The sequence below is a fragment of the Desulfoluna butyratoxydans genome (assembly GCF_900699765.1).
Taxonomy (GTDB): domain Bacteria; phylum Desulfobacterota; class Desulfobacteria; order Desulfobacterales; family Desulfolunaceae; genus Desulfoluna; species Desulfoluna butyratoxydans.
Map to the genome: position 1 here is coordinate 75,242 of NZ_CAADHO010000009.1, position 20,849 is coordinate 96,090.

Annotated in this window: 15 protein-coding genes; 4 read left to right on the forward strand and 11 right to left on the reverse strand. The window is 59.2% G+C overall.

The annotated features are described in order from the left end of the window. Window positions 1–79: 79 nt before the first annotated feature. The 6 genes from MSL71_RS20545 to MSL71_RS20570 all read right to left on the reverse strand — a co-directional run bounded on the left by MSL71_RS20545 (window position 80) and on the right by MSL71_RS20570 (window position 11,424). On the reverse strand, window positions 80–1,282 hold the full coding sequence (locus MSL71_RS20545) for a phosphoglycerate kinase (protein WP_180144111.1): 1,203 nt from the start codon (window positions 1,280–1,282) through the stop codon (window positions 80–82). Window positions 1,283–1,517: 235 nt separating this feature from the next. Further along, on the reverse strand, window positions 1,518–2,510 hold the full coding sequence (gene gap, locus MSL71_RS20550; RefSeq protein ID WP_180144117.1) for a type I glyceraldehyde-3-phosphate dehydrogenase: 993 nt from the start codon (window positions 2,508–2,510) through the stop codon (window positions 1,518–1,520). Between the two features lie 313 nt (window positions 2,511–2,823). Continuing rightward, the gene (locus tag MSL71_RS20555; protein ID WP_180144119.1) at window positions 2,824–5,538 is read right to left on the reverse strand and encodes a response regulator; all 2,715 of its coding nucleotides are present in this window, start codon (window positions 5,536–5,538) and stop codon (window positions 2,824–2,826) included. A 281-nt stretch (window positions 5,539–5,819) separates the two neighbouring features. Continuing rightward, window positions 5,820–8,096 (reverse strand): mechanosensitive ion channel family protein, encoded by a 2,277-nt coding sequence (locus MSL71_RS20560; RefSeq protein WP_180144121.1) that lies wholly within the window; start codon window positions 8,094–8,096, stop codon window positions 5,820–5,822. Between the two features lie 326 nt (window positions 8,097–8,422). Further along, window positions 8,423–9,823 (reverse strand): GTPase/DUF3482 domain-containing protein, encoded by a 1,401-nt coding sequence (locus MSL71_RS20565; protein ID WP_180144123.1) that lies wholly within the window; start codon window positions 9,821–9,823, stop codon window positions 8,423–8,425. A 71-nt stretch (window positions 9,824–9,894) separates the two neighbouring features. Beyond that, window positions 9,895–11,424, reverse strand: a complete 1,530-nt coding sequence (locus MSL71_RS20570) for a DUF2868 domain-containing protein (RefSeq protein ID WP_180144125.1) — start codon at window positions 11,422–11,424, stop codon at window positions 9,895–9,897. Window positions 11,425–11,614: 190 nt separating this feature from the next. Between MSL71_RS20570 and MSL71_RS20575 the strand changes: the two genes are divergently transcribed. The 3 genes from MSL71_RS20575 to MSL71_RS20585 all read left to right on the forward strand — a co-directional run bounded on the left by MSL71_RS20575 (window position 11,615) and on the right by MSL71_RS20585 (window position 16,076). Beyond that, on the forward strand, window positions 11,615–12,541 hold the full coding sequence (locus MSL71_RS20575) for a transposase (protein WP_180144127.1): 927 nt from the start codon (window positions 11,615–11,617) through the stop codon (window positions 12,539–12,541). 577 nt (window positions 12,542–13,118) lie between these two features. Further along, window positions 13,119–14,837, forward strand: coding sequence for a methyl-accepting chemotaxis protein (locus MSL71_RS20580; protein WP_180144129.1), 1,719 nt, complete (start codon window positions 13,119–13,121; stop codon window positions 14,835–14,837). A gap of 366 nt (window positions 14,838–15,203) precedes the next feature. Beyond that, the gene (locus MSL71_RS20585) at window positions 15,204–16,076 is read left to right on the forward strand and encodes a methylenetetrahydrofolate reductase (RefSeq protein WP_180144132.1); all 873 of its coding nucleotides are present in this window, start codon (window positions 15,204–15,206) and stop codon (window positions 16,074–16,076) included. Between the two features lie 501 nt (window positions 16,077–16,577). Here MSL71_RS20585 and MSL71_RS20590 read toward each other — a convergent pair. Then, window positions 16,578–16,724, reverse strand: coding sequence for a hypothetical protein (locus tag MSL71_RS20590; RefSeq protein ID WP_180144135.1), 147 nt, complete (start codon window positions 16,722–16,724; stop codon window positions 16,578–16,580). 48 nt (window positions 16,725–16,772) lie between these two features. Next, a complete protein-coding gene (locus tag MSL71_RS20595; protein ID WP_180144137.1) occupies window positions 16,773–17,411 on the reverse strand; it encodes a sulfite exporter TauE/SafE family protein in 639 nt (212 codons plus the stop codon). Between the two features lie 288 nt (window positions 17,412–17,699). Between MSL71_RS20595 and MSL71_RS20600 the strand changes: the two genes are divergently transcribed. Further along, window positions 17,700–18,401, forward strand: a complete 702-nt coding sequence (locus tag MSL71_RS20600) for an NYN domain-containing protein (RefSeq protein WP_180144139.1) — start codon at window positions 17,700–17,702, stop codon at window positions 18,399–18,401. 116 nt (window positions 18,402–18,517) lie between these two features. Here the strand turns inward: MSL71_RS20600 and MSL71_RS20605 are convergent, their stop codons facing one another. Genes MSL71_RS20605 through MSL71_RS20615 form a run of 3 tightly spaced genes read right to left on the reverse strand, consistent with a single transcriptional unit; the run spans window position 18,518 to window position 20,846 of the window. Beyond that, window positions 18,518–19,429 (reverse strand): glycine betaine ABC transporter substrate-binding protein, encoded by a 912-nt coding sequence (locus tag MSL71_RS20605; protein WP_180144141.1) that lies wholly within the window; start codon window positions 19,427–19,429, stop codon window positions 18,518–18,520. A gap of 22 nt (window positions 19,430–19,451) precedes the next feature. Next, window positions 19,452–20,183 carry an ABC transporter permease gene (locus MSL71_RS20610; RefSeq protein ID WP_180144144.1) on the reverse strand — a complete coding sequence of 244 codons (732 nt, stop codon included), beginning with the start codon at window positions 20,181–20,183 and terminating at the stop codon, window positions 19,452–19,454. Between the two features lie 6 nt (window positions 20,184–20,189). Beyond that, entirely contained in the window at window positions 20,190–20,846 is a 657-nt protein-coding gene (locus MSL71_RS20615; protein ID WP_180144146.1) for an ABC transporter permease, read from the reverse strand. Window positions 20,847–20,849: the final 3 nt, after the last annotated feature.

The window sequence follows — 20,849 nt, forward strand, 5'->3', positions numbered from 1 at the left end:
GGATTTTGTGTTTCATCCTTTTTCAAGCCATCTGACAGGGTGAAACGCAGTGATTATGTGTCTGTGCCGTGCTTTTTTTTCAGCGTGTCGGTGCTCCCAGGGCTTCCACCCCGGGCAGTTTTTTGCCTTCCAAAAACTCCAGGGAGGCGCCGCCCCCGGTGGAGACGTGGGAGACCTTGTGGGCAAGGCCCGCCTTTTCGATGGCGGCCGCGGAGTCCCCGCCGCCCACGATGGTGGTGCCGCCGTTTGCCGTTGCCGTGACCAGGGCCTCTGCCACGGCAAAGGTGCCCTTGGCCGACGCCTCGATTTCAAAGACCCCCATGGGGCCGTTCCAGACGACGGTTTTTGAGGCTGCGATGGCCTCGGAAAAGACTTTTACAGATTTCGGGCCGATGTCCACGGCCATCTGGCCTGCTGCAATGGCATCTTCCGCCACAAAGTCTGCGGAGCCGATGGCCCGGTTGTCAAAATCCAGGCGGTCGGTGACCAGGTAGTCGGAGGGGAGGAGGATTTTTCCCTTGCCCAGCTCCAGGAGCTCCTTGGCCAGGGGGAGTTTTTCCTCTTCGCACAGGGAATTGCCGATCTCGCGGCCCATGGCCTTGAGGAAGGTGCAGGCCATGCCGCCGCCGATGATCAGGGTGTCCACCTTGGGGAGCAGGGCCTTGATGACATCAATTTTTCCGGAGATTTTGGCCCCGCCGATGATGGCGGTGAAGGGGCGCTTGGGCTCTGCCAGGGCGCTGCCCAGGAAATCGAGCTCCTTTTTAATAAGGTAGCCGCAGGCGCAGGTGTCCATGTGCCGGGTGATACCCTCGGTGGAGGCGTGGGCGCGGTGGGCGGTGCCGAAGGCGTCGTTGACGTAGAGATCGGCCAGCTTGGCCAGTTCGGCTGCAAAGGCGTCGTCGTTGTCGGTCTCGGCCTTGTGAAATCGCAGGTTTTCAAGGAGAAGTACGTCGCCGTCCGCAAGGGCGTTTACCGCCTCCTGGGCTTTGGGGCCGATGCACTCTTCGGCAAAGGCCACGGGCTTTTCAAGGAGCTCGGCGAGCCTTTTGGCCACCGGGGCAAGGCTCATGGCGTCCACACGCTGGCCCTTGGGGCGACCCAGGTGGCTCATGAGAACCACTTTGGCTCCGCTGTCCGCAAGGCGGGTGATGGTGGGCAGGGCTGCCCGGAGCCTCTTGTCGTTTTCAACGGCGCCGCCTTTGACGGGCACGTTGAAGTCCACCCGTACGATCACCGTTTTTCCCTTGCAGTCGATCTCTTCAATAAAAAGCTTGTTCATCGTCGGTTCCTCATCCATCGTCACGGTTGTGTTCGTTGCCTCCGCGGCATGGTGGCGACACAGGGGGCAAGAGTGTGGCGCCTTCGGGCCTTCGGGGCCTTTCCGTGGGTTGTTTGTTTATGGTCGGAAAGGACCCCGGCAGCCCGTAGCGCATGGCCCGGCCGATGTATCCGAAGGGCCCCTTCAGTCCATGGGCCAGGCTGAAGGGTGTCGGATACGGGCCGGAAAACAAGGCCTACTCGGCGATGTGCTTGAGCAGGTCGAGCACCTTGCAGGAGTAGCCCCATTCGTTGTCGTACCAGGCGATGAGCTTGACGAAGGTGTCGCTTAAGGCGATGCCGGCTTCGGCGTCGAAGACGGAGGTGCAGGACTCGCCCACGAAGTCGGTGGAGACCACAGCGTCTTCGGTGTAGCCGAGGATGCCCTTGAGTTCGCCTTCGGCGGCCTCTTTGAGGGCTTTTTTGATTTCATCGTAGGTGGCGGGTTTTTCCAGGCTGCAGGTGAGGTCCACCACGGAAACGTCCGGGGTGGGGACGCGGAAGGACATGCCGGTGAGTTTTCCGTTCAGGTCGGGGATGACCTTGCCCACGGCCTTGGCTGCGCCGGTGGAGCTGGGGATGATGTTCTGGCCAGCGCCGCGGCCGCCGCGCCAGTCTTTGCGGGAGGGGCCGTCCACGGTCATCTGGGTGGCGGTGGTGGCGTGGACCGTGGTCATGAGGCCTTCCTTGATGCCGAAGGCCTTGTGGACGACATGGGCCATGGGGGCCAGGCAGTTGGTGGTGCAGGAAGCGTTGGAGACGATGGTCTGGCCCGCGTAATCGGTGTGGTTGACACCCATGACGAACATGGGGGTGGCGTCCTTGGAGGGGGCGGAGAGAACCACTTTCTTTGCGCCTGCCTTTAAGTGGGCGGAGGCTTTCTCTTCGGTGAGGAACAGGCCGGTGGCCTCTACCACGTAGTCGGCACCCACGTCGGACCAGGCAAGGTCGGCAGGGTTGCGCTCTGAGGTGACTCGAATGGTGTTGCCGTTGACCACCAGGTTGCCGTCAGCAACCTCAACGGTGCCGTCGAAGCGGCCGTGAGTAGAGTCGTATTTGAGCATGTAGGCGATGTAATCCACATCGATCAGGTCGTTGATGGCAACGACTTCCATGTCGTTGCGGTTTACTGCTGCCCTGAAGACCAGTCGGCCGATACGTCCGAATCCGTTGATGCCTATCTTGATCATGTTGCCCTCCTGAAGCGGTTTGTTTGATTTGACGGTTCCGTTCCGGAGCGGTGGCCCGTGTTCGGAACCTGTTTCTGCGGTGGGTTTCAGTCGTTGCACGGTGCTGATGCATGTTCAGTTTCGAACAACGTCGTCAACGCACTTAATCAATAGGCTATGCATGCCGTAAAAAGCAAGTAAAATTTTCACTATCGAACATAAAAAGTTCAGATATGAAGATTTTTGAGGGGTTTTTTGGGGGGGTGGGATTCTAAAGTGAACATTTTTGGGCCATGGGGACAGGGAGGCGGGCGGCCGGTGCCGCAACCGGGGCTTAAGGGACTTTGTTTTCTGGGACTTCCATGGTTACGGCCACCGGTTGCGAGCCAGGGCCCATGGCGTCCCGAACCGCATGGGCCAGCTGGTTTCGGGCCAGGGGTTTGAGGAGGTAGCTGCGGATTCCTATTTTTTTGGCCAGGGGTTCGTCGATCTGGTCGCTGTAGCCCGTTAAAAGGATGATGGGGATGTCCGGCCGGATGGCCAGAAGCTTTTCGGAGAGCTGGGCGCCGTTTAAGTTGGGCATGTTCATGTCGGTGATGACCAGGTGGTAATCGTCCGGGGCGTTCTGGAAGAGGCCCAGGGCCTCGTCTCCTGCCTGGCTTTTGGTGACGCGGTAGCCCAGGCTTTGAAGGGAGGAGACCGTGGCGGAGAGGATGGCCTCTTCGTCATCCACCAGGAGGATGTGCTCTCCCCCCGTGGGCAGGGCGGCTTCGTCCGGGGCATCCGCGTCCGGGGGGGCTGCGTCCACCGTGGGCAGGTAGATGGCAAAGCGGGTTCCCTGGCCCACGACGCTCTCCACCTCGATGGTGCCTTTCAGGGCCTTGACGATGCCGTGGACCACGGAAAGCCCCATGCCGGTGCCTTCCCCGGGTTCCTTGGTGGTGAAGAAGGGGTCGAAGATGCGCTGCCGGGTTTCCGGTGCCAGGCCGCATCCCTGATCGTCAATGGTGAAACACTGGTATTCCCCCGGTTTCAGGTCCGTGTGGCGCCCCATGACCTCGGCGGGAAGGGGGCCCTGGGTGAGGGTAACGGCAATGCGCCGTCCCTGGTGCTTCATGGCGTGGGCCGCGTTGGCGCCTAAGTTCATCACCATCTGGTGGATCTGGGTGGGGTCGGCCATCACCGGTTTTTCCGGGCCTTCGCCCAGGGAGATGTCGATGGTGATGGTGCTGGGGATGGTGGCCCGGAGCAGTTTCACCGCATCGCCGATGACGGGCCGGAGAAACACCGGGGTCAGGGTCTGGTCCGCCTGTCGGCTGAAGTTGAGGATCTGTTTGACCAGGTCCCGGGCCCGCCTGGCCGCCTTGAGGATCTCTTCCACGTACTGGTGTTCCAGGCTCTCTTTCTGAACCTCGTCTTCGAGGAGCTCGGAGAACCCCAGGATGGCTGCCAGGATGTTGTTGAAGTCGTGGGCGATGCCCCCGGCCAGGGTGCCGATGGCCTGGAGTTTCTGGGACTGGCGCAGCTCGCCTTCGAGGGTCCGCCGGGACTCTTCGGCCTGTTTCTGCTCGGTGACGTCCTGAACGGTGCCGAAGGCGGAAAGGGGGGTGCCCTCTTCGCTGCGTGCAAGCAGTCCTTTGCCCACCACCCATCGGGTCGTGCCGTCGGGGAGGGTGATGCGTTCTTCAAAGACCGTGCGCCCTTCATTGAGAATGGCGCCCAGGATCCGGTCGATGATTTCGAAGTGCTCGGGGGAGACGATTTTCTTGAGGCCCTCCCGGCTGATGGGTTCGCCTGCGGGTTCCAGGCCGAAGATCCGGTAGAACTCCTGGGACCAGGTGGCCAGGCCGGTCTCCAGGTTGACCTCCCAGTGACCGAGATGGGCGATGCGCTGGGCCTCTTCCAGGCGCGCCTCGCTTTCCATGAGGCGCTCTTCGGCCTTGATGCGCTGGGTGATGTCGATGCCCACCCCCATGACCCCCACCACCTGGCCCGTGAGGTCCTTGAGCTGGGAGGTGACGCACCGCAGGCAGCGCACGTCGTCAGCGCATCGGAAGTAGAGCTCCATGTCGTTTTGCATGCCGTAGAGCAGGCTTTTCCTGGCCATGATCCCGCAGAGGCCGTCCTCATCCTTCATCACCTCGTCTACCCGGTAATCCCCCACGAGACCTTCGGCTTCCACCTCGGTGAGCTCTTCGGCCAGGGTGGCGGCCGCCCGGTTGATGTAGGTCATCTTCAGCTCCGTGTCCGCGGTCCACAGGACGATGGGGATGCCCCGTTTGATGGACTGGCCCTCGCCGATGACCCCGGAGAGCATGTGCCTCAGGCTTGCGGCCATCTGGCCCACCTCGTCTTCGGAGTGGTAGGTGATCTGGCGGTGGAGGTCCCCTTTGGCAATGGCGTCGGAGACTTCCACGATCTCCTGGACCGGTGAGGCCACGGAACGGGTCACCAGCCAGGTGAAGTAGAGACCGGCGGTGAAGGCCAGGCCCAGGGCCCAGTACATGAGGATAAAGGCCTGCCGCCTTACCTTTCGGGTGTGGTTGAAGAAGATCTGTGCTTCGTACTGGGTGGATTCGTTGAGCAGGGCCATGCTCTGAGTGATGAGTTCCATGTGGGCGGCACCCCGGCCCTTGGCGATCTCTGCCGCCCGCCAGGGCTCGCCGTCCTTGACAAGCATGATGATCTCGTCGCGGATGGGCAGCCACTCCTTATAAAGGGCCAGGGCGTGGTCCACCATGGCGTGTTCCCCGAGGTAGAGGCGTTTGATGGCTTTAAAATCCCTTTCGATCTCTTCTTCCAGGGCCTGCATGGTGAGGACGGCTATCTGGAGTTCCTGGGGAATGCGAGAGAGGGCCACGTCCTTCATGGCGTTGTGAAGTCGTATAATGTTGGAGTCCACCCGTTGGACCGTGTTGCTGACCTGAAAGGGATGGCGGTACATCTTCCGGGTGAGGTCGGAGAGCTGCCCCATCTGGTGCAGGGCAACGGAGCCCAGGCTGATCATCAGGATCAGGATGGTGCCGAAGCCGATTCCTAAGCGATGCATGATTTTCAGGTCTTTGAACATAGGGTGCCTTGGGAAACGTGCCGGGGGCCTGGATTGTGGCGATATGCAGGGCCGGACACGGCCCGGTGCCTCGGGGGAGGCGGTGTATCAGACCATAGGCGAAAGAAACGGGGTAAACGGGTGATCTGGTTGCGTGGTGTGGGTGGGCAGATCACGTCACACGGGGGCGTGTGATTTCTCTATCCTACCACAGGGGGTGGATGGGTTACAAATTTTCAATGCATATCAAGGGGTTTTCCCCAGGGGCCACGGCCCCGGGGTCAGGGCGATTCCTCAGGGGCAGGGGCGGGGCCTTCCCCCTCGTCTTGCTTCTCGTCCCGGGGCTCTGCAGCCTGGTGGAGGACCCGCTGGGGAAAGGGGATTTCGATGTGTTCTTTTCGAAAGGCGTCGTCAATGGCAAAGAGCAGTTCGCTCCGGACGGTCATGCGGTAATCGATGTCCCGGATGTGGCAGCGCAGCTCAAAGTCCAGGGAGCTGTCGCCGAAGCCCTTGAACAGTACCCTGGGCTTGGGTACCAGGCGGCCGTTGGTGAGGACCATGGGGTGCTCCTCGGCGATCTGCATCATAAGGTCGTGGACTTTTCGGGTGTCGGTGCCGTAGGCCACACCCACCTGGACCATGACCCGGCCGAAGGGGTCCCCCAGCATCCAGTTGGTCACCTGGTTGGCGATGAGGTCTGAGTTTGGCACCAGCACGTCGGCCCGGTCAAAGGTCTGGATGTGGGTGAAGCGGATGCTTACCCGCTTGACATACCCTTCGGTCTCCCCCACCACCACCCAGTCCCCGGGGCGGACGGGCCGTTCAAAAAGGAGGATAAGGCCGGAGACGAAGTTGTTGACGATGTTCTGAAGGCCGAAGCCGATGCCCACGGAGAGGGCCCCTGCGATGATGGCCAGGTTTTTGAACTCCAGCCCGGCAATAGAGAGGGAATAAAAGAGGGCAAAGCCGGTGAGCACGTACCCTGTGAGGGTGACGATGGACTGTTTTTCGCCCTTGTCGAAGTTGGTGTGGGTGAGCCACTTTTCCCCCATCTGGTGCTTGAGCCATCGGGAGATGTTGAGGATCAGGAAGAAGAGGAACACCGCCATGATGATCCTCACCGGAACGATGACGATGTTGCCCACGCGGAACCCTTCAAGGAAGAAGGTGCCCAGGGTGGTGGCCTGGATGGCGGTCTGCCCCCAGATTTTCAGGACAAGCAGGCCGAAGGCCAGGGTGACCACGATGGTGAGGCTGCGGGTGACCAGCTTGAGCCCCTTGATCTGTTCTTCCGGCCCGTACCCCAGGGTGTGGCGCATCTTGAGGGCCCCGGGATTGGCGGGGATCTCGGTGAGGAGATCCTGGATCCTGTGGATTCCCAGGACAATGGCCCAGGCCACCAGGCCTCCGGTGAGGGTGCCCAGAACCCCCACGATGGCGAACGTTGCCAGGTGGCGGTACCCCAGCCATTCGGCCACGGGCCCGAAGGCGAGGCAGAAGGTGAGGGGGATGCGGATGCTCCTGAGCAGGGAGAGGCGGGGATGGCGGGAGAGGGCCCAGAGGACTCGCACCGAAGCCCCAAGCAGCAGAAGCATGAGGACGCTTCGGATCACAGCGGCCAGGGGTTCGGGGATCCGGCTCTCGATGTCGGCAATGACAAGGGCTTCGATGAGCAGGACCAGGGTGATGAAGACCCGCAGGGAAAATGATGCGGGGACGCCCAGGGTCTCTTTGCTGAAGTACCGCTCCACAAGGGGGCTGACGGCCAGGGCGATGGCCAGGGCGCCCACCGGGGCCGCAAGGGTGATGATGCCTCCGGCGTAAAACCCCGAGGCCGTGGAGGTGAGCAGGGCAATGGCGGGGAGTCGCCGGGTGAACATGAGGGCCGCCTTGTGGCGTTTCAGCTCCGGGTCTTCCGCGGACCAGCTTTTGATCCGGCGGTCCAGGGTGAGGATCAGGGGGAGCAAAAGGAGCAGGGGGAAGAAACCAGCCAGCAGCATGAGGTTGGTGTCCGGGTGGGCAGTGGCCCTGAACTCGTAGAGCGACCGGGGGGAGGCAATGAGCGCGGGCAGGGCCACGATGGACTTCCAGACGGGCTGTTGCCTGTCGAGCAGGGCACTGGTGAAATTTTTCTGGCGCCAGGTGATGATCTGCTTCTGCAACTCCCGGGCGCTTAAGTTGAGGAGCCTGCAGATGGCCAGCCGCTGCTCCAGGTTCTTGCGGTCGGTTTCAAGGGTGCTTCGGCGCCTGGCCAGCTCCGAGTCATCGGAGGCGTCGGGGTCCCCCAGCACCGCGGCTTTTATCTCCACCTGGGAGAGCTCTTTTTCTGTAGCCTCTACACACGAGGAGGCATTGTCCATGAGGGTCTGGAGGGTTGCCAGGCGCTTGTTGATCACCTCCGGGGCGGGCGGGTCTATGGTCCAGCCCCCCACCTCCACGCGGATGGCGTTGAGGCGGATTTCATCGACCATGTACCATGCCTTGTCTTCGGCCGCGCAAAGGGTGGCGGTGATGAGGAGCAGCAGAAGGGCAGAGAGTGTGATGGCAAAACGTTTCATGGCAACCTTAAAGAGGGAAGTGTGAAACCGGATGAAAAACCATGGATCAATGGTTTACTTTATCAGTCCGGGGCCGGGTAGGCAATGGGGCGACGGTGTCGATACAGGGCCAACGCATTTAAACATTCAGTGGCCTCCGGCGGGTCGCCTTTTTGAAAAAAGCTTCCGTCTTCGCCTTCGGCCACGCCGTGACAAGCCGCAAAAACGTTCCGGTAAAAAAAAATGAAGAAGAGGGGCTATGCCTTGTAGGGGTGCATCCTCAAAAAACAATACCTGTTTGTCAAACGTTTGGCCCCCGGAAGGGCCGCCGGAGGCATTGCCGTCGATCATCCATTGATGCGTGCAAACAGGATTTCCCGGATGGTCGCAAGGGCGGCGTCAATGCCCGGGGCGTCCTTTTTCCCTGCGGCGGTGAAGAGGGCCTGGAAGGCTTTTTTGTCGGAGGCGGAGAGATGGCGGGAGGCGCCGCCGTCTGCAAGGGCGGCCTCTTCCACAGCCAGGGCCGCTTCATCCCGTTTCCCGTGGGCCCGGGAGGTGATGAGGGTAAAGTAGAGGAGGATCCGGTCCAGCAGGACAAAAGGCATCTGGAGGTTCCGGCAGGGCCCCAGGGTGAGCTCCTGGCCGCCCAGGGGAATGCCGGAGACCTTGGCCCGTGCCATGCGCCGTTCGCCCAGAAAAGCGGAGGCTGCGCCGCCAACGGATCCAAGGACCGTAAAGAGGCCGAGGCTGTGGCCTGCGGCGGCCAGGTCGATGACGGCCCCTGCCGCCCCTCCGCAGGTGGCGGCGGCCGTGGCCAGCTGTGTGCGGGTGAGGCCCAGGAGCTTGAAGGTGCGCTTGTCAAAGAGGTCCTGGCGAAGGACGGATCCTTCGGGCATGGTGACATCAAAGAGACTATGGCGGAAGGTGCGGCGGATGTGTTCCCGGGTCCGGGCCTCTTTTTTCCGGAGGTCTTCTTGGAAGCGGAGCGCCAGCTTGTGTTCGGCCTCCTCCTTTGATTCCTTCTGGCCAAGGGAGGCAGACACCGTGTGGGTGAGGGCAAACCGGAACAGCTCGGCCATGGCATCGACGCTTCGCCTGAGACGGTTGCCCCACTCTTCGTTCAGAGCCGTCACCACATGGGTAAGGGCGGGCTCCCATTCCGGGTCCACGGTCATGAGGGCCGCCAGCAGGTCCAGCCTGTCCTTGACCGCTGCGGTGTGGGCGTTGAACACCCGGACGGCGTTGAAGGTCTTGCGGAACTCGGCCCGCCAGGCGGCCAGGTGTTTTTCGTTTGCCCCTTTGCAGTTGATCACCGCCATGCGGGGCAGGCCCGTGAGGCGAAGGATCTCCATCTCCGCCAGGTCGTTTTGGCGCACGGGCCGGGAACCGTCCGCCACGTAGATGATGCCTGCCCCCTTTGCCACGGGGGCCAGGAGCTCGCACTCATCGGCAAAGGTTTTATCGCTTTGGTGCTCGGCAAGAAAGGCCTCAAGGATGCGTTCCGGCGCTCCGGTGTAGGCCCGGAACCAGGCCAGGGTCTTTTTCGGTGCCTGGAACCCCGGGGTGTCCACAAACCGGATGAGGGGTTTTTCGTCCAGGGTCACCGTGTAGGTACGGCTGGACGTTGTTTCGCCGGGGAAGGGGCTTACCCGCACGGTGTCATCCTCGGTGAGGGTGGAGACCAGGGTTGATTTTCCCTCGTTGGGATGGCCGAGGATGGCAAATTCTGGGATGGTCGTGTTGGTCATGGTTGCCTTATATCATGGGGCCGATGGCTTTATCAAACCAGGGCAGCGTATTGCCTTTTTGTCCGAGGTGGTTATGCCGTGTGTTCCGGTCCATTGCCTTTTGCCCCGGGCTCGATTACCTCCACCCTCAAGCCCGGCAGGGCAAGGGCTGCAATCACCTTTCGCCAGATATGGACATGGCTCTCTTCAGGCGGGGCCAGGGTTTCTTCGGCCATCTCTCCGATGAGAAGGATCGTCAGGGGGGCGGTGCACGCCCTGGAAAGCGCTTCAATCCAGTCCAGGGTCTCCCGGATGGGTGCCTGCCACGCCTCCTGGACCAGGTAGAGGCGACCGTGGTGGTCCGGCAACCGGGCGGGTTCTTCCATGGAGACGGGGATGATCTCAGGGGAGGCCATGGCACCGGCCAGATGGCGTCCGAGGTCCGGGATCAGGTCTGCCAGTTCTTCGGGAACAAGAACCCCAGGGCCCGGGGCACTCAGGGCGGTTCCTTGGCCGGTGTCGGGGGGCGTCGCAGTTTTGCGCCGTGTCAGCTCGGCCTCGGCCTCTTCGGCCCGGTGGGATTCGGTCACTCTGGTGGCCAGAGAGGGGGCGCGCAGGGCCTCCATCAGGACCCGGATTTGGGGTGCGGCCAGAAGTTCCCGGTTCGCAGCCCGCGAAAGGCCCCTTTGGGAGACGATAAGGAGACAGAGACGGGGCAGGAGTCCATACACCATCAGGCCCATGGCGAGGAAAGGCCACCAGGACGTGAGGTGGGCCCCGGAGAGATTTTTGATGCCCTCCTTTAAAAGGACGCGGCTTCCGGCCACGGCATCAAGGGTTGGGACGCCCACGCCGTCGGGGAAGCACCAGGCCCAGGGGAGAGCAACCCACTGGGCCAGGCGATGCACCACCTGGGGGGCTGCCCCTTCGCCTATAGTGGTCTGCCATCCGAAGGCTGTGTCAAAAAAGAGGATGCGTGTGGCAAAGGCGGTGAGAGCCCCGGCGGCAAAGGCCAGGGCAAAGAGCTGGACCCGGGAGAAGATCAGGTAGAAGAGTGTGCGCCCGAAGGCCCGGGAGTCTGCCTGAAGTCGCCTCCACAGCCCCTGGGTGTCTGTTCGCCGTTCTGCGGGGAGCCGCTTCATTGCCTTTTCCATGGCCCGGGAGAAGAGGTGTCCTATCATGACGCCAAAGGGGCTGAGGCTTTCGGGGGCTTTGATCTTCATGAGCAGGGGCAGGGCGCTTCCGGTGGCGAGGAGGGCCTGGATGAGGATGAACAACACAAAGAAGACCAGCACGTTAACCGGGGATGTCCCTGAATAGGCAAGGAACGAAAACACCCCGCCGTAGCCTGTGATGGCGCCGATTCCGATGAGGGCAAGCGAGAGGAGGGCCGAGGCCGTGACAAAGAGATCGCCGGGTCGCTTTGTTTCCTTTGCGGTTTCTCTGCGTGCAGAGAGCCAGCGTGCCAGGCGGGCCGGGTCGTCGTCACGGGCCTGGCTTTCGGCCAGTCGTCGGTTTGATTCGTCTACTTCGGCGTGGCCCGAGATTTCGGCTCTCTCTTCGTCTACAGAAAGGAAGTGCAGGGTGTCCAGAAGGTCGCGGATGTGAAACGATTTTTCCATGCCTTGAGATGTACCCCAGCAGCAAAAAAATGGCAAGCAATCCATCTGGGGACAGGTTCTTTATGCTGGACTCGCCCAATGCAATTGTGGCATGGTGAAAACGATCCTATCTTGTTTGATTCATATGAAAATTCTTTTTAGCTTTTCAACCCGTAATGTGACTCCGCAATACCCCTGTGAGGAGGTTGCCATGCCACGTGTTCCCCGAATGGTTGTGACCGATCCCGGTCAAAAAGCTGCATATCATGTGATCAGCCGAACCGCACTGGACGGGCTTCCGTTCGGTGATGTCGAGAAAGACGAACTGGTGCGCATTATCAAAAGGCTTTCCAGCATCTATTGTGTGGAGGTTTTTGGGTATGCCGTTATGGGAAATCATTTTCATTTGCTTGTGGAGGTGCATCCCGGTTCCATGGTCTCCGATGAAGAGGTTCGGAGGCGCTATCAGCTTCTCTACAGGGAAGGGACAGCATTTCCCGAGGGGTGTCTGGATGAGTACAGAGAACGCTTCTGCAACCTTTCCGCCTATGTGAAAGACATCAAACAGAGCTTTTCCTGCTTTTACAATAAGCGAAAAAAACGTCGAGGAACCCTCTGGGGGGAGCGGTTCAAAAGCGTACTGGTTCAGCAGGGAGACACCCTGGTCCATTGCCTCGCATATATCGACCTCAACGCCGTTCGTGCCGGGATCGTCTCGCGCCCGGAAGATTACCGCTGGTGCTCCATTGGGTACCACATGCAGGCGGGAAATACAGACGGGTTTCTCTCATCGGATTTTGGCATGCCGGACGTGCCAAAATCCGATGGTGTCAGTCAGATCAGGACATATCGGGAATACCTCTATCATCTGGGTGCCATTGAGAAGAGGGGAGCCGCAAAGATATCCAAAGAGGTGTTGGACGCGGAGGCCGCCGAAGGATTTGAGTTGAACCGCGTGAGGCGGTTTCGGTACAGGTCCCGATATTTTACGGACTCTGGAGTCATCGGCTCCCGGGCCTTTGTTGAAGCGTGCTATGACGTTTTCAAAGATCGGTTTCATACAACGCGGGAGAAGATTCCAAAACGGGTCAGGGGTATTGAAGGTATGTATTCATTGAAACGGCTGGCTGATATCTGAAACGCTGAGTCATTTGCTCGAGCCTCTTGTTTACGTGCGGCGTGGTGGTGAGTTGCGTCTTGATTCGTCGCATCCGTGCTTTTTGTGTGTGTTTTCTGATTTCGGGTTCCGATTTTTTCGGTCAATGAAATGACAGGTTGTGGAGAAAATGATCTTTCAAGGATGAAAGAGTGGTTATTCATGGACGTAATTCCGTCATTGTATAAAGAGCCTGTCCCTACGGTGTAGTGCGGGGTGTACCCACGCCCAGGGGTATTTCATTGCCAGGCCCGCGCCTTTGGACAGGGTAACGCGCAGAGACATACATGCTGCCGGGTGGCCGTGCGCGGTCTCCTGCTGAGAAACCATGGGATCCAAGCGTTGAAAAATTGAGTTTTTCATGAGATAAGGGTCGTTCATTTTTCAACAATCAGGCTTGGTAAGGTAAGCATGCCGTCAGACAGTCATGCCCGGTGTGCTGTGAATCATTTGACACAAATGTGAAGTTGTATCCATGTGTTCGCGTCGGTGTTGGTCTGTCGGGCTCTTCCCTGCGTGCGCGTGCTGGTACGTCAATCAGCGGAAGGACCCCCCATTCATGCTTCGATGTTTCAAGATCAAGACCCAGATGATTATTGTTCTCATCATGGTATCTGTCTCTTTTCTCTCGTTGTCTGTAACCGCGGTGCACTACATCGGCGTCACCCGGGACGTGGGCATCGAAGGCGCCAAAAAGGTTCTCTACAGGGCCCAGGAAGACAAGCTCAAGGCTTCGGTGCACAGCGTGGCTGTGGCCCTCTCCAAAGCCCTTGAAGGTGTTGAGGGTGAAGAGGAGAAAGTCGATGCCATGCGCCGGATGATCTATCCCGTACGTTTTGAAGAGGACAAGTCCGGGTACTACTTTATCTACAAGGGAACACGCAACGCCGTGCACCCCATCAAACACCATCTCGAAGGCAAGGACCTTGGGCACGTGGTGGACAAGAACGGCGTGCGCTCCGTGGGCGAACTCTACAACAACGCCAGGCGGGGCGGCGGGTTTGTGGAGTTTATGTGGAACAAGCCCGGGGCAGGGGATACCTTGAAGCTGGGATACTCCGAGATGATTGCAGGCACGGACTACTGGATCGGCACCGGGGTCTATCTGGACAACATCGAGGCCTATGAGACGAAATTTTCTACCATGCTCAGCCGCACTGTCATTCAAAAAGCCGTTATCTCCCTGGTGGTCATTGCCGCAATGTTCTTTCTCCTGACCATGGCCTTCAGCCTGTTTGTGGTCAAAAATATCGCAGGCCCGTTGAAGGAGATGGCAAAGAAGGTGAACATCCTGGCCTCCGGCAACCTGGCCGTGGCCTTCCGTGCAGAGGGGGGCGATGAGATTTCTCGGCTGGGGGGCGTTCTCAACACCATGGTCGGGGCCTTTTCCTCCATGATTACCGAGATGAAGCAGAGCACCGATACCCTTGTTGCTTCGTCCACGGAGCTTTCCGAGGTTTCCGAGCAGATGTCCACCGGGGCGGGCCTTACCTTTGAAAAATCCAACACCGTGGCAGCCTCTGCCCGGGAGATGAGCACCAACATGGTCTCTGTGGCAGCGGCCATGGAGCAGGCCGCCACCAATGCAAACCAGGTGGCCAGGGCCACAGAGGAGATGACCACCACCATCGGCGACATCGCAGGCAATACGGAATCGGCCCGGGGCATCTCCGGGGAGGCCGTGGAAAAGTCCCGGCGTGCTGCCGCCCGCATGGTGGAATTGGGCAATGCGGCAGAGGCCATCGGCAAGGTAACCGAGACCATCACCGACATCTCCGAGCAGACCAATCTCCTGGCCCTCAACGCCACCATCGAGGCGGCCAGGGCCGGTGAAGCGGGCAAGGGGTTTGCCGTGGTGGCCAGCGAAATCAAGGACCTGGCCAACCAGACCGCCGGAGCCACCCTGGACATCCGGTCCCGCATCGAAGAGATGCAGGGGACGGCCACGTCCACCAGCTCCGAGATTGAGGAGATCTCTTCGGTTATTGACGGGGTCAACGAGATTGTCGCCACCATTGCTGCTGCCGTGGAGCAGCAGTCCGCTTCCACCAGCGAAATCGCCGCCAATGTTCATCAGACCTCCGAGGGCATCCGGGAGGTCAATGACAACGTCAGCCGGAGCTCTGCCGTGGCCGAAGAGATTGCCCGGGACATCTCCGCGGTTAACACCGAGGCAGGGGACATGTCCGACGGCAGCGACCGGATCCGCCAGAGTGCCGACGGCCTGAACACCATGGCCGCCCAGCTCAGGGACACTGCAGCACAGTTTTCCGTCTGATACCCGATTTTGCCAATGTGCCGGGTCCCAAGGGCCGGGCACATTGGCCGTCAGCGCCTTTGGCCCATGGCAGCCCAATATGGAGCGCCGCACTTCGGTGCGGCTTTCCCGGGCCGACCGAAGTGATTCCACTACCCCTCACGTATTACCATATCACCGACAAGCCCATTTTCATAACCTTCCACGGGACACCTTTTCTTATTCTTCCTTGAAGATAGTTAGTAAATTTCGTATCACAGAAAAAGACATTTCCCGACAGCAGGCCGGCGGGCACCTTTTCTTGTTTGTCCAACGTTTCAAAGGGGTGGCCCTCCGGCAGGGCCTGCCGTATTTTTCCATTATCCACCTGTACCAGGAGCCTATCCCATGCGCGTCACTCACCTCTACGAGACCCAGTCCCCCGTCCTTTCCATGGAGTTCTTTCCGCCGCGAACCGAAAAAGCCGAAGAGGGGTTCGGCGCCGTGGTGGACGATCTTTTCTCCATGGCCCCTGATTACATGTCCGTCACCTTCGGAGCGGGCGGTTCCAACCGGGATGGGTCGTACCAGACCGTCCGGACCATGCTGGACAAATCCATCCCCACCGTGGCCTACCTCGCCGGGTACGGCATGGCACCGTCGGAGATTGCCGAGGTGCTGGATCGCTACAGGGACATGGGCATCGAAACCATCTTTGTTATCCGGGGCGACAAGCCCCAACAGGAGGGGTTTACCCCGCATCCGGACAGTTTTTCTTATGCCTCGGACCTCATCGCCTTTATCAAAAGGCGCTACGATTTTACCCTGGGCTGCGCCGGGTACCCCGAAGGCCACCAGGAGGCCGAAAGCCTTGAAAAGGACATCGAGCATCTCAAGGCCAAGGTGGATAACGGCGCCGAGTACGTGGTGGCCCAGAATTTTTACGAGAACTCTTTTTTTCTCGATTACGTGGAGCGGTGTCGCACCGCAGGAATCAACGTTCCCATCATCCCCGGGATCATGCCCGTCTACAGCGTCAAGATGGCCCGGATCCTCGCCAAGGTCTGCGGCACCACAATCACCCCCGATCTCGAAGCCCGCCTCACAAGCGTGGACCCCGACGACAAAGAGGCCGTCCTTGCCATGGGCATCGACTTTGCCACCGACCAGTGCCGGGGCCTCCTTAAAGCCGGTGTGCCGGGCATCCACCTCTACACCATGGACCGCACCTTTTCGACCATGGCGGTGGTCAAGCGGTTGCGGGATGAAACGTTGCTGTAGGTTTGACAGCAGACTCTGCTGTTCAAGGACACAAAAGCGGGGCTCCTGCAGCCAGGTGGGGGCACCTGGAAATTATGTTGCAAATGCGTGGGGTGTGTCGTGCCTTGTACATTGTCGGGGTATTCGCCTTCAAGTCCACACAGCGATTATCATCTTTTGCGAAGGCGGCTCATCAAAGGAGAGTGGTCTGAGCCTTGTAGGCCTTGAAAACCAGCTTTATTTTCGTTCCCAGGCTCCGCCTGGGAATGATCTAGGGAAGCTCTGCCTCCACGGTTAAAATCGTTAAGCTCTGTCAATTTTGTCGATGAAGTCGCTATGCATCACACCGGCAAGGCGGAGCCTTGCAATCGACACCCCCAGGCAGAGCCTGGGAGCGAAAAAGCGGTCAAATATAGCTCAACGCCACAACAGGGACACAGCATCATAAAGGTGTTACGAATACGTTGGCTATTCGTTGCTCTGGGTGATGCCACTTAAAACTGTCTTTATGGCTTCGGATGGTCATTCGGTTTTAATGGGCCGTGTCCGTTGGTGGTAGCTTTTCAGTTCCTGGACAATAAAGTTGCAGGAGATCAGAAGGAGAAACCCACCGAAGAGCTGCTTGAGGATAAACGCAGGCAGGTGGCTTGAGATGATGGCGCCGGCCACTGCTCCGGTCAGGGCCGGAGCGATGAGGCTTTTTAAGGGGGACTTGTCTTAGAGGTTCAGCTTGTTGTGGATGAGGGTGGCAGAGACCGAGAGAAAGAACATGGTGGTCAGTGAGAGGGGGATGGCCTGGTGTATATCCAGTTGGAGCACGATCACGAAAAAAGGCACGATAAGCAAGCCGCAACCGATCCCCAACAGCACTGCGATCATGCCGATGAGGATCCCCACGGGGATGACGAGAAAGGATTCGTGTGACAGCAAAAGGGCATGCAGCCCGGTGTAGATCAGAAAAGGAAAATCGCAGATCTTCAGCATTCGAAGGCTGACCACGAGGAGGAAGAGGGCAAAGGCAAGTTTCAGCCACCCCGTGTGATGCTTTTGCACCATGCGTCCACCCAGCACCGTTCCACAGACGCATGCCGGGATAAAGAGAAGGTAAAACCGAAGGGTGGGTGGGCCGGGGAGCAGGATCAGGTGGTTCACGGCCCCGACAAAGCTGATGGGGATGATGGTCGCCAGGGAGATGCCCGCCGCTTTTTTGAAATCAAACCCGAAAAACGATGTCAGTATGGAGACCAGAAGCGTCCCGCCGCCGATGCCGATCCCCGCGCTGAACAGGGCCACAAGAAACCCAAGGATGGCCAACCGGAAGTCAAACCCGGGGATAAATGAGTTTTTCGACATCATGGGTCTCCTTACGTTGGTGTGGTGGCGGGATGGTGGCTGTATGTATTGCGTTGTGGCTTCTTCTGTTTTTTAATATCTTTTTATGTGAGTAAAAGATATATTTAAATGCTCTGGGGTTTACTTGTGAAAGGATTTGCGGCCTTGCCCTCCGATGTTTTACGCACCGCCACCTCCTTTGTTGTGGTAGACTGCCTTCGGTTATTATTATGCCGAAGGCGACGATGCCTGATCCATAAGGCGATCTTCGGTGTTGAGCAGATTTGTGAACCCACTCATTGGAGGCCCATTGTGACAGATACCAAGAACATTGCCCTGCTCATTGACGCGGACAATTCACCGGCCAAGTCCATCCAGAAGATTTTTTCGGAACTTGCGCGGCACGGGAAGGTGAACATCCGGCGAGCCTACGGCAACTGGACCACGGGGAATCTCAAAGGGTGGGAAGCGGTGCTGCAGGACCATGCCATCCAGCCTTTCCAGCAGTACGACCTCACCAAGGGGAAAAACGCCACGGATATCGCCATTGCCATCGATGCCATGGACATTCTCTACACCAAGCAGGTGGACACCTTCTGCATTGTGACCTCTGATTGTGACTTTACGCCCCTTGCCACGCGGATCATCTCCGAGGGAAAATCGGTGATCGGGTTCGGGGAGCGAAAAACACCGCCCGTGTTTATCAATGCGTGTTCCACCTTTCTCTATGTGGATGATGAGGTGGCGGTGAAAACAACCCGGGTCGATGCCAAAGAACTGCGGGGAGATGCCAAGCTGATGAACCTGCTCCGTGATGCCATTTCCGGCTCGGAGAACGGTGACGGGTGGGCAAACCTCTCCAAGGTCGGTTCCCATATCAGCAACCATGCCTCCTTTGACCCCAGGAACTACGGCTATGCCCGGTTGAGCGACCTGATGGAGGCCATCGGGCTTTTTGACCTGAGGCGGGACAAGAAGAAGTCCTTTGAGGTGAGGGACAACCGGAAAAAATAGAGGGACTGAGTCCCCGGAATAACGGATAGAATTGAGGATACAAAAAAAGCCCGGTGGCGTTATGCCGCACCGGGCTTTTTTGCGTTTAACAGGTCTGAAGGCCGAAGCCCTTTTGCCTACAACAGGTTGTTGGCTTTGAGCCAGGCTGAGGCGGTTTCGGTGACGCTCTGATGATCCACGTCGACTTTCGCGTTCAGGGTCTGCATCTGGTCGGCGGTGAGTTTATCCGTCAGGGGGGCCAGGAGGGTTTCGATTTCGGGGTACTTGGCGAGTACGTCCTTGCGAACCACCGGGGCCGGGTTGTAGACGGGGAAGAAGTGCATGTCGTCGTCCAGGTTGACGAGGTTGAAGGCGGCGATGCGGCCGTCCGTGGAGTAACCCATGGCCACGTCCACCTGCTTGTTTTTAAGGGCCAGGTAGGTGATGCCCACGTCCATTTTTTTGATTCGGGAGCCGGAGATCCTGAAACCGTAAACCTTCATCATTTTTTTGATGCCGTCCGGGCGCTCCCAGAACTCGGTGCCCACGGCCAGGGTGTAGGCCTTGGAATCTTTTTTGTAGCGGGCCCCTAAGTCGGAGATGGTCTTGATGTTGGCCGCTTCAGCCTCGTCGGCCCGCATCATGAGGGTGTAGGTGTTGTTGAAGGACGTTTTTTTGAGCCAGATCAACCCTTTTTCCGCGTCCTTTGTCTTGCAGTAGTCATAGGATTTCTGGGAGTTGTTGATCACCTCGGGGTCGGTGCCCTTGTGATAGACGGTGTAGGCGGTGCCCGTGTACTCGAAGTAGAGATCGGTGAGGCCGTTTTCCAGGGACTGGCGGGCAATGGAGGAGCCCACCCCGTTTTTGACGGTGACCTGAAATCCGTTGCTCTCAAGGATCTGCTTGGCAAGCTCTGTGAGCAGGTACTGCTCGGTGTAGTTTTTTCCGCCGAGGACGATCTCCTTTGCGGCCATGGCCTGGGTGGTGAAGGCCAGGGCGAGGCAGGCGGCAAGGGCAAGCCTTAAAAATGCGCGTTTGGCTGTCTGCATGGGTGTCTCCTGTGTTGGGTGTTTAACTGTTTTGAAGCCTGAGCCCCTTGGGGACCACCAGGAGTCCCAGCATCTCGCAGGCGTAATCGCCCACAAGGGCCAGCAGGGTGGTTGGGATGGCTCCGGCCAAAAGTTTGACGGGCATCATCATGTCGATGCCGGTGAAGATCAGGTCTCCCAGGCCCCCCGCTCCCACCAGAAAGCCCAAGGGGGCGCTTCCCACGTTGATGACCAGGGCGATTCGAAAGCCCGTGAGGATCACCGTGGCGGCGTTGGGGAGTTCCACCTGCATAAGAATCTGAAAGGGGGTGAGCCCGATGCCCCGGGCCGCATCGGTGATGCCCGAGGGCACGGCCTGGATTCCGGCCAGGGTGTTCCTGGCAATGGGCAGGATGGAGTAAATGGTGAGGGCGAAAATCGCCGGTTTGGTGCCGATGCCCAGGAAGCTCAGGGAGATGGCGATGACGGCCAGGGACGGAATGGTCTGCCCCAGGCTGAGGACGTACATCACCGCGGGGGTGTGCTTTTTCATGCGGTCCCGCGTGAGCAGGATGCCTGTGCCCAGCCCGATGATGGTGGCCATGAGCATGCTGCTGCCCACGAGTACCAGGTGCTGGCGGACCAGCTCCATGACATATTCCATCTCAAAGGGATCGGAGAGGTACTCCATGAGCCCGATCTGCTGGGCCTTGACCCCGCAGAAAAAGAGGATGCCGAAAAGTGTGAAACGATAAAGTTTTGTTGCCAAAGTCATGACTTCTTATGCCTCGATTTTAAGGCCCTTGGATGTAAGCCGGCGTTCGATGAGGGCCATGCCGGAATCCACCAGGATGGCAAGGATGGAGACGCCCAGGGCTCCTGTGATGATCATCTCTTCATAGGACCGGGAGATGCCCTGCTGGATAAAGACCCCCAGGCCTCCGGCCCCGATGTAGGCGGCGATGGCGGCGATGCCGATGTTCATGACGGCGGCGGTGCGCAGTCCGGCCAGGATCACGGGGACGGCCAGGGGGATCTCCACCTCCTTGAGGAGCTGCCAGCGGGTCAGGCCCATGCCTTTGCCGGCGTCCACAAGGCTGGAATCCACGTTTTTGATGGCGGTGTACGTGTTCCGGATGATGGGCAGCTCGCTGTAGAGGACCAGGGCCACCACCGCAGGGACCTTGCCCAGGCCCAGGCCGTAAGGGGCCAGGATGGGCAGCATGATGCCGAACAGGGCGATGGAGGGCACGGTCATCAGGATGTTGGCCACGTCGATCACTTTTTTGGCCAGGGCATCGTTCTTGGTGATGGCGATGCCCGTGGGGATGCCGGTGACCATGGCGATGCACAGGGAGAGGAACACCAGATAGAGGTGTTCGAGCCCCAGGGTCAGGGTCTGGTCCAGGTTTTGTTGGATAAAGTCTATGATGCTCACAAA

Bases quoted from the DNA above. Each gene is read 5' to 3' on its own strand.
- MSL71_RS20545 (WP_180144111.1), bottom strand. From the start codon at position 1,282: ATGAACAAGCTTTTTATTGAAGAGATCGACTGCAAGGGAAAAACGGTG.
- MSL71_RS20555 (WP_180144119.1), bottom strand. From the start codon at position 5,538: ATGCATCGCTTAGGAATCGGCTTCGGCACCATCCTGATCCTGATGATC.
- MSL71_RS20610 (WP_180144144.1), bottom strand. From the start codon at position 20,183: ATGACTTTGGCAACAAAACTTTATCGTTTCACACTTTTCGGCATCCTC.
- MSL71_RS20580 (WP_180144129.1), top strand. From the start codon at position 13,119: ATGCTTCGATGTTTCAAGATCAAGACCCAGATGATTATTGTTCTCATC.
- MSL71_RS20595 (WP_180144137.1), bottom strand. From the start codon at position 17,411: ATGATGTCGAAAAACTCATTTATCCCCGGGTTTGACTTCCGGTTGGCC.
- MSL71_RS20575 (WP_180144127.1), top strand. From the start codon at position 11,615: ATGCCACGTGTTCCCCGAATGGTTGTGACCGATCCCGGTCAAAAAGCT.
- MSL71_RS20585 (WP_180144132.1), top strand. From the start codon at position 15,204: ATGCGCGTCACTCACCTCTACGAGACCCAGTCCCCCGTCCTTTCCATG.
- MSL71_RS20565 (WP_180144123.1), bottom strand. From the start codon at position 9,823: ATGACCAACACGACCATCCCAGAATTTGCCATCCTCGGCCATCCCAAC.
- gap (WP_180144117.1), bottom strand. From the start codon at position 2,510: ATGATCAAGATAGGCATCAACGGATTCGGACGTATCGGCCGACTGGTC.
- MSL71_RS20570 (WP_180144125.1), bottom strand. From the start codon at position 11,424: ATGGAAAAATCGTTTCACATCCGCGACCTTCTGGACACCCTGCACTTC.
- MSL71_RS20605 (WP_180144141.1), bottom strand. From the start codon at position 19,429: ATGCAGACAGCCAAACGCGCATTTTTAAGGCTTGCCCTTGCCGCCTGC.
- MSL71_RS20560 (WP_180144121.1), bottom strand. From the start codon at position 8,096: ATGAAACGTTTTGCCATCACACTCTCTGCCCTTCTGCTGCTCCTCATC.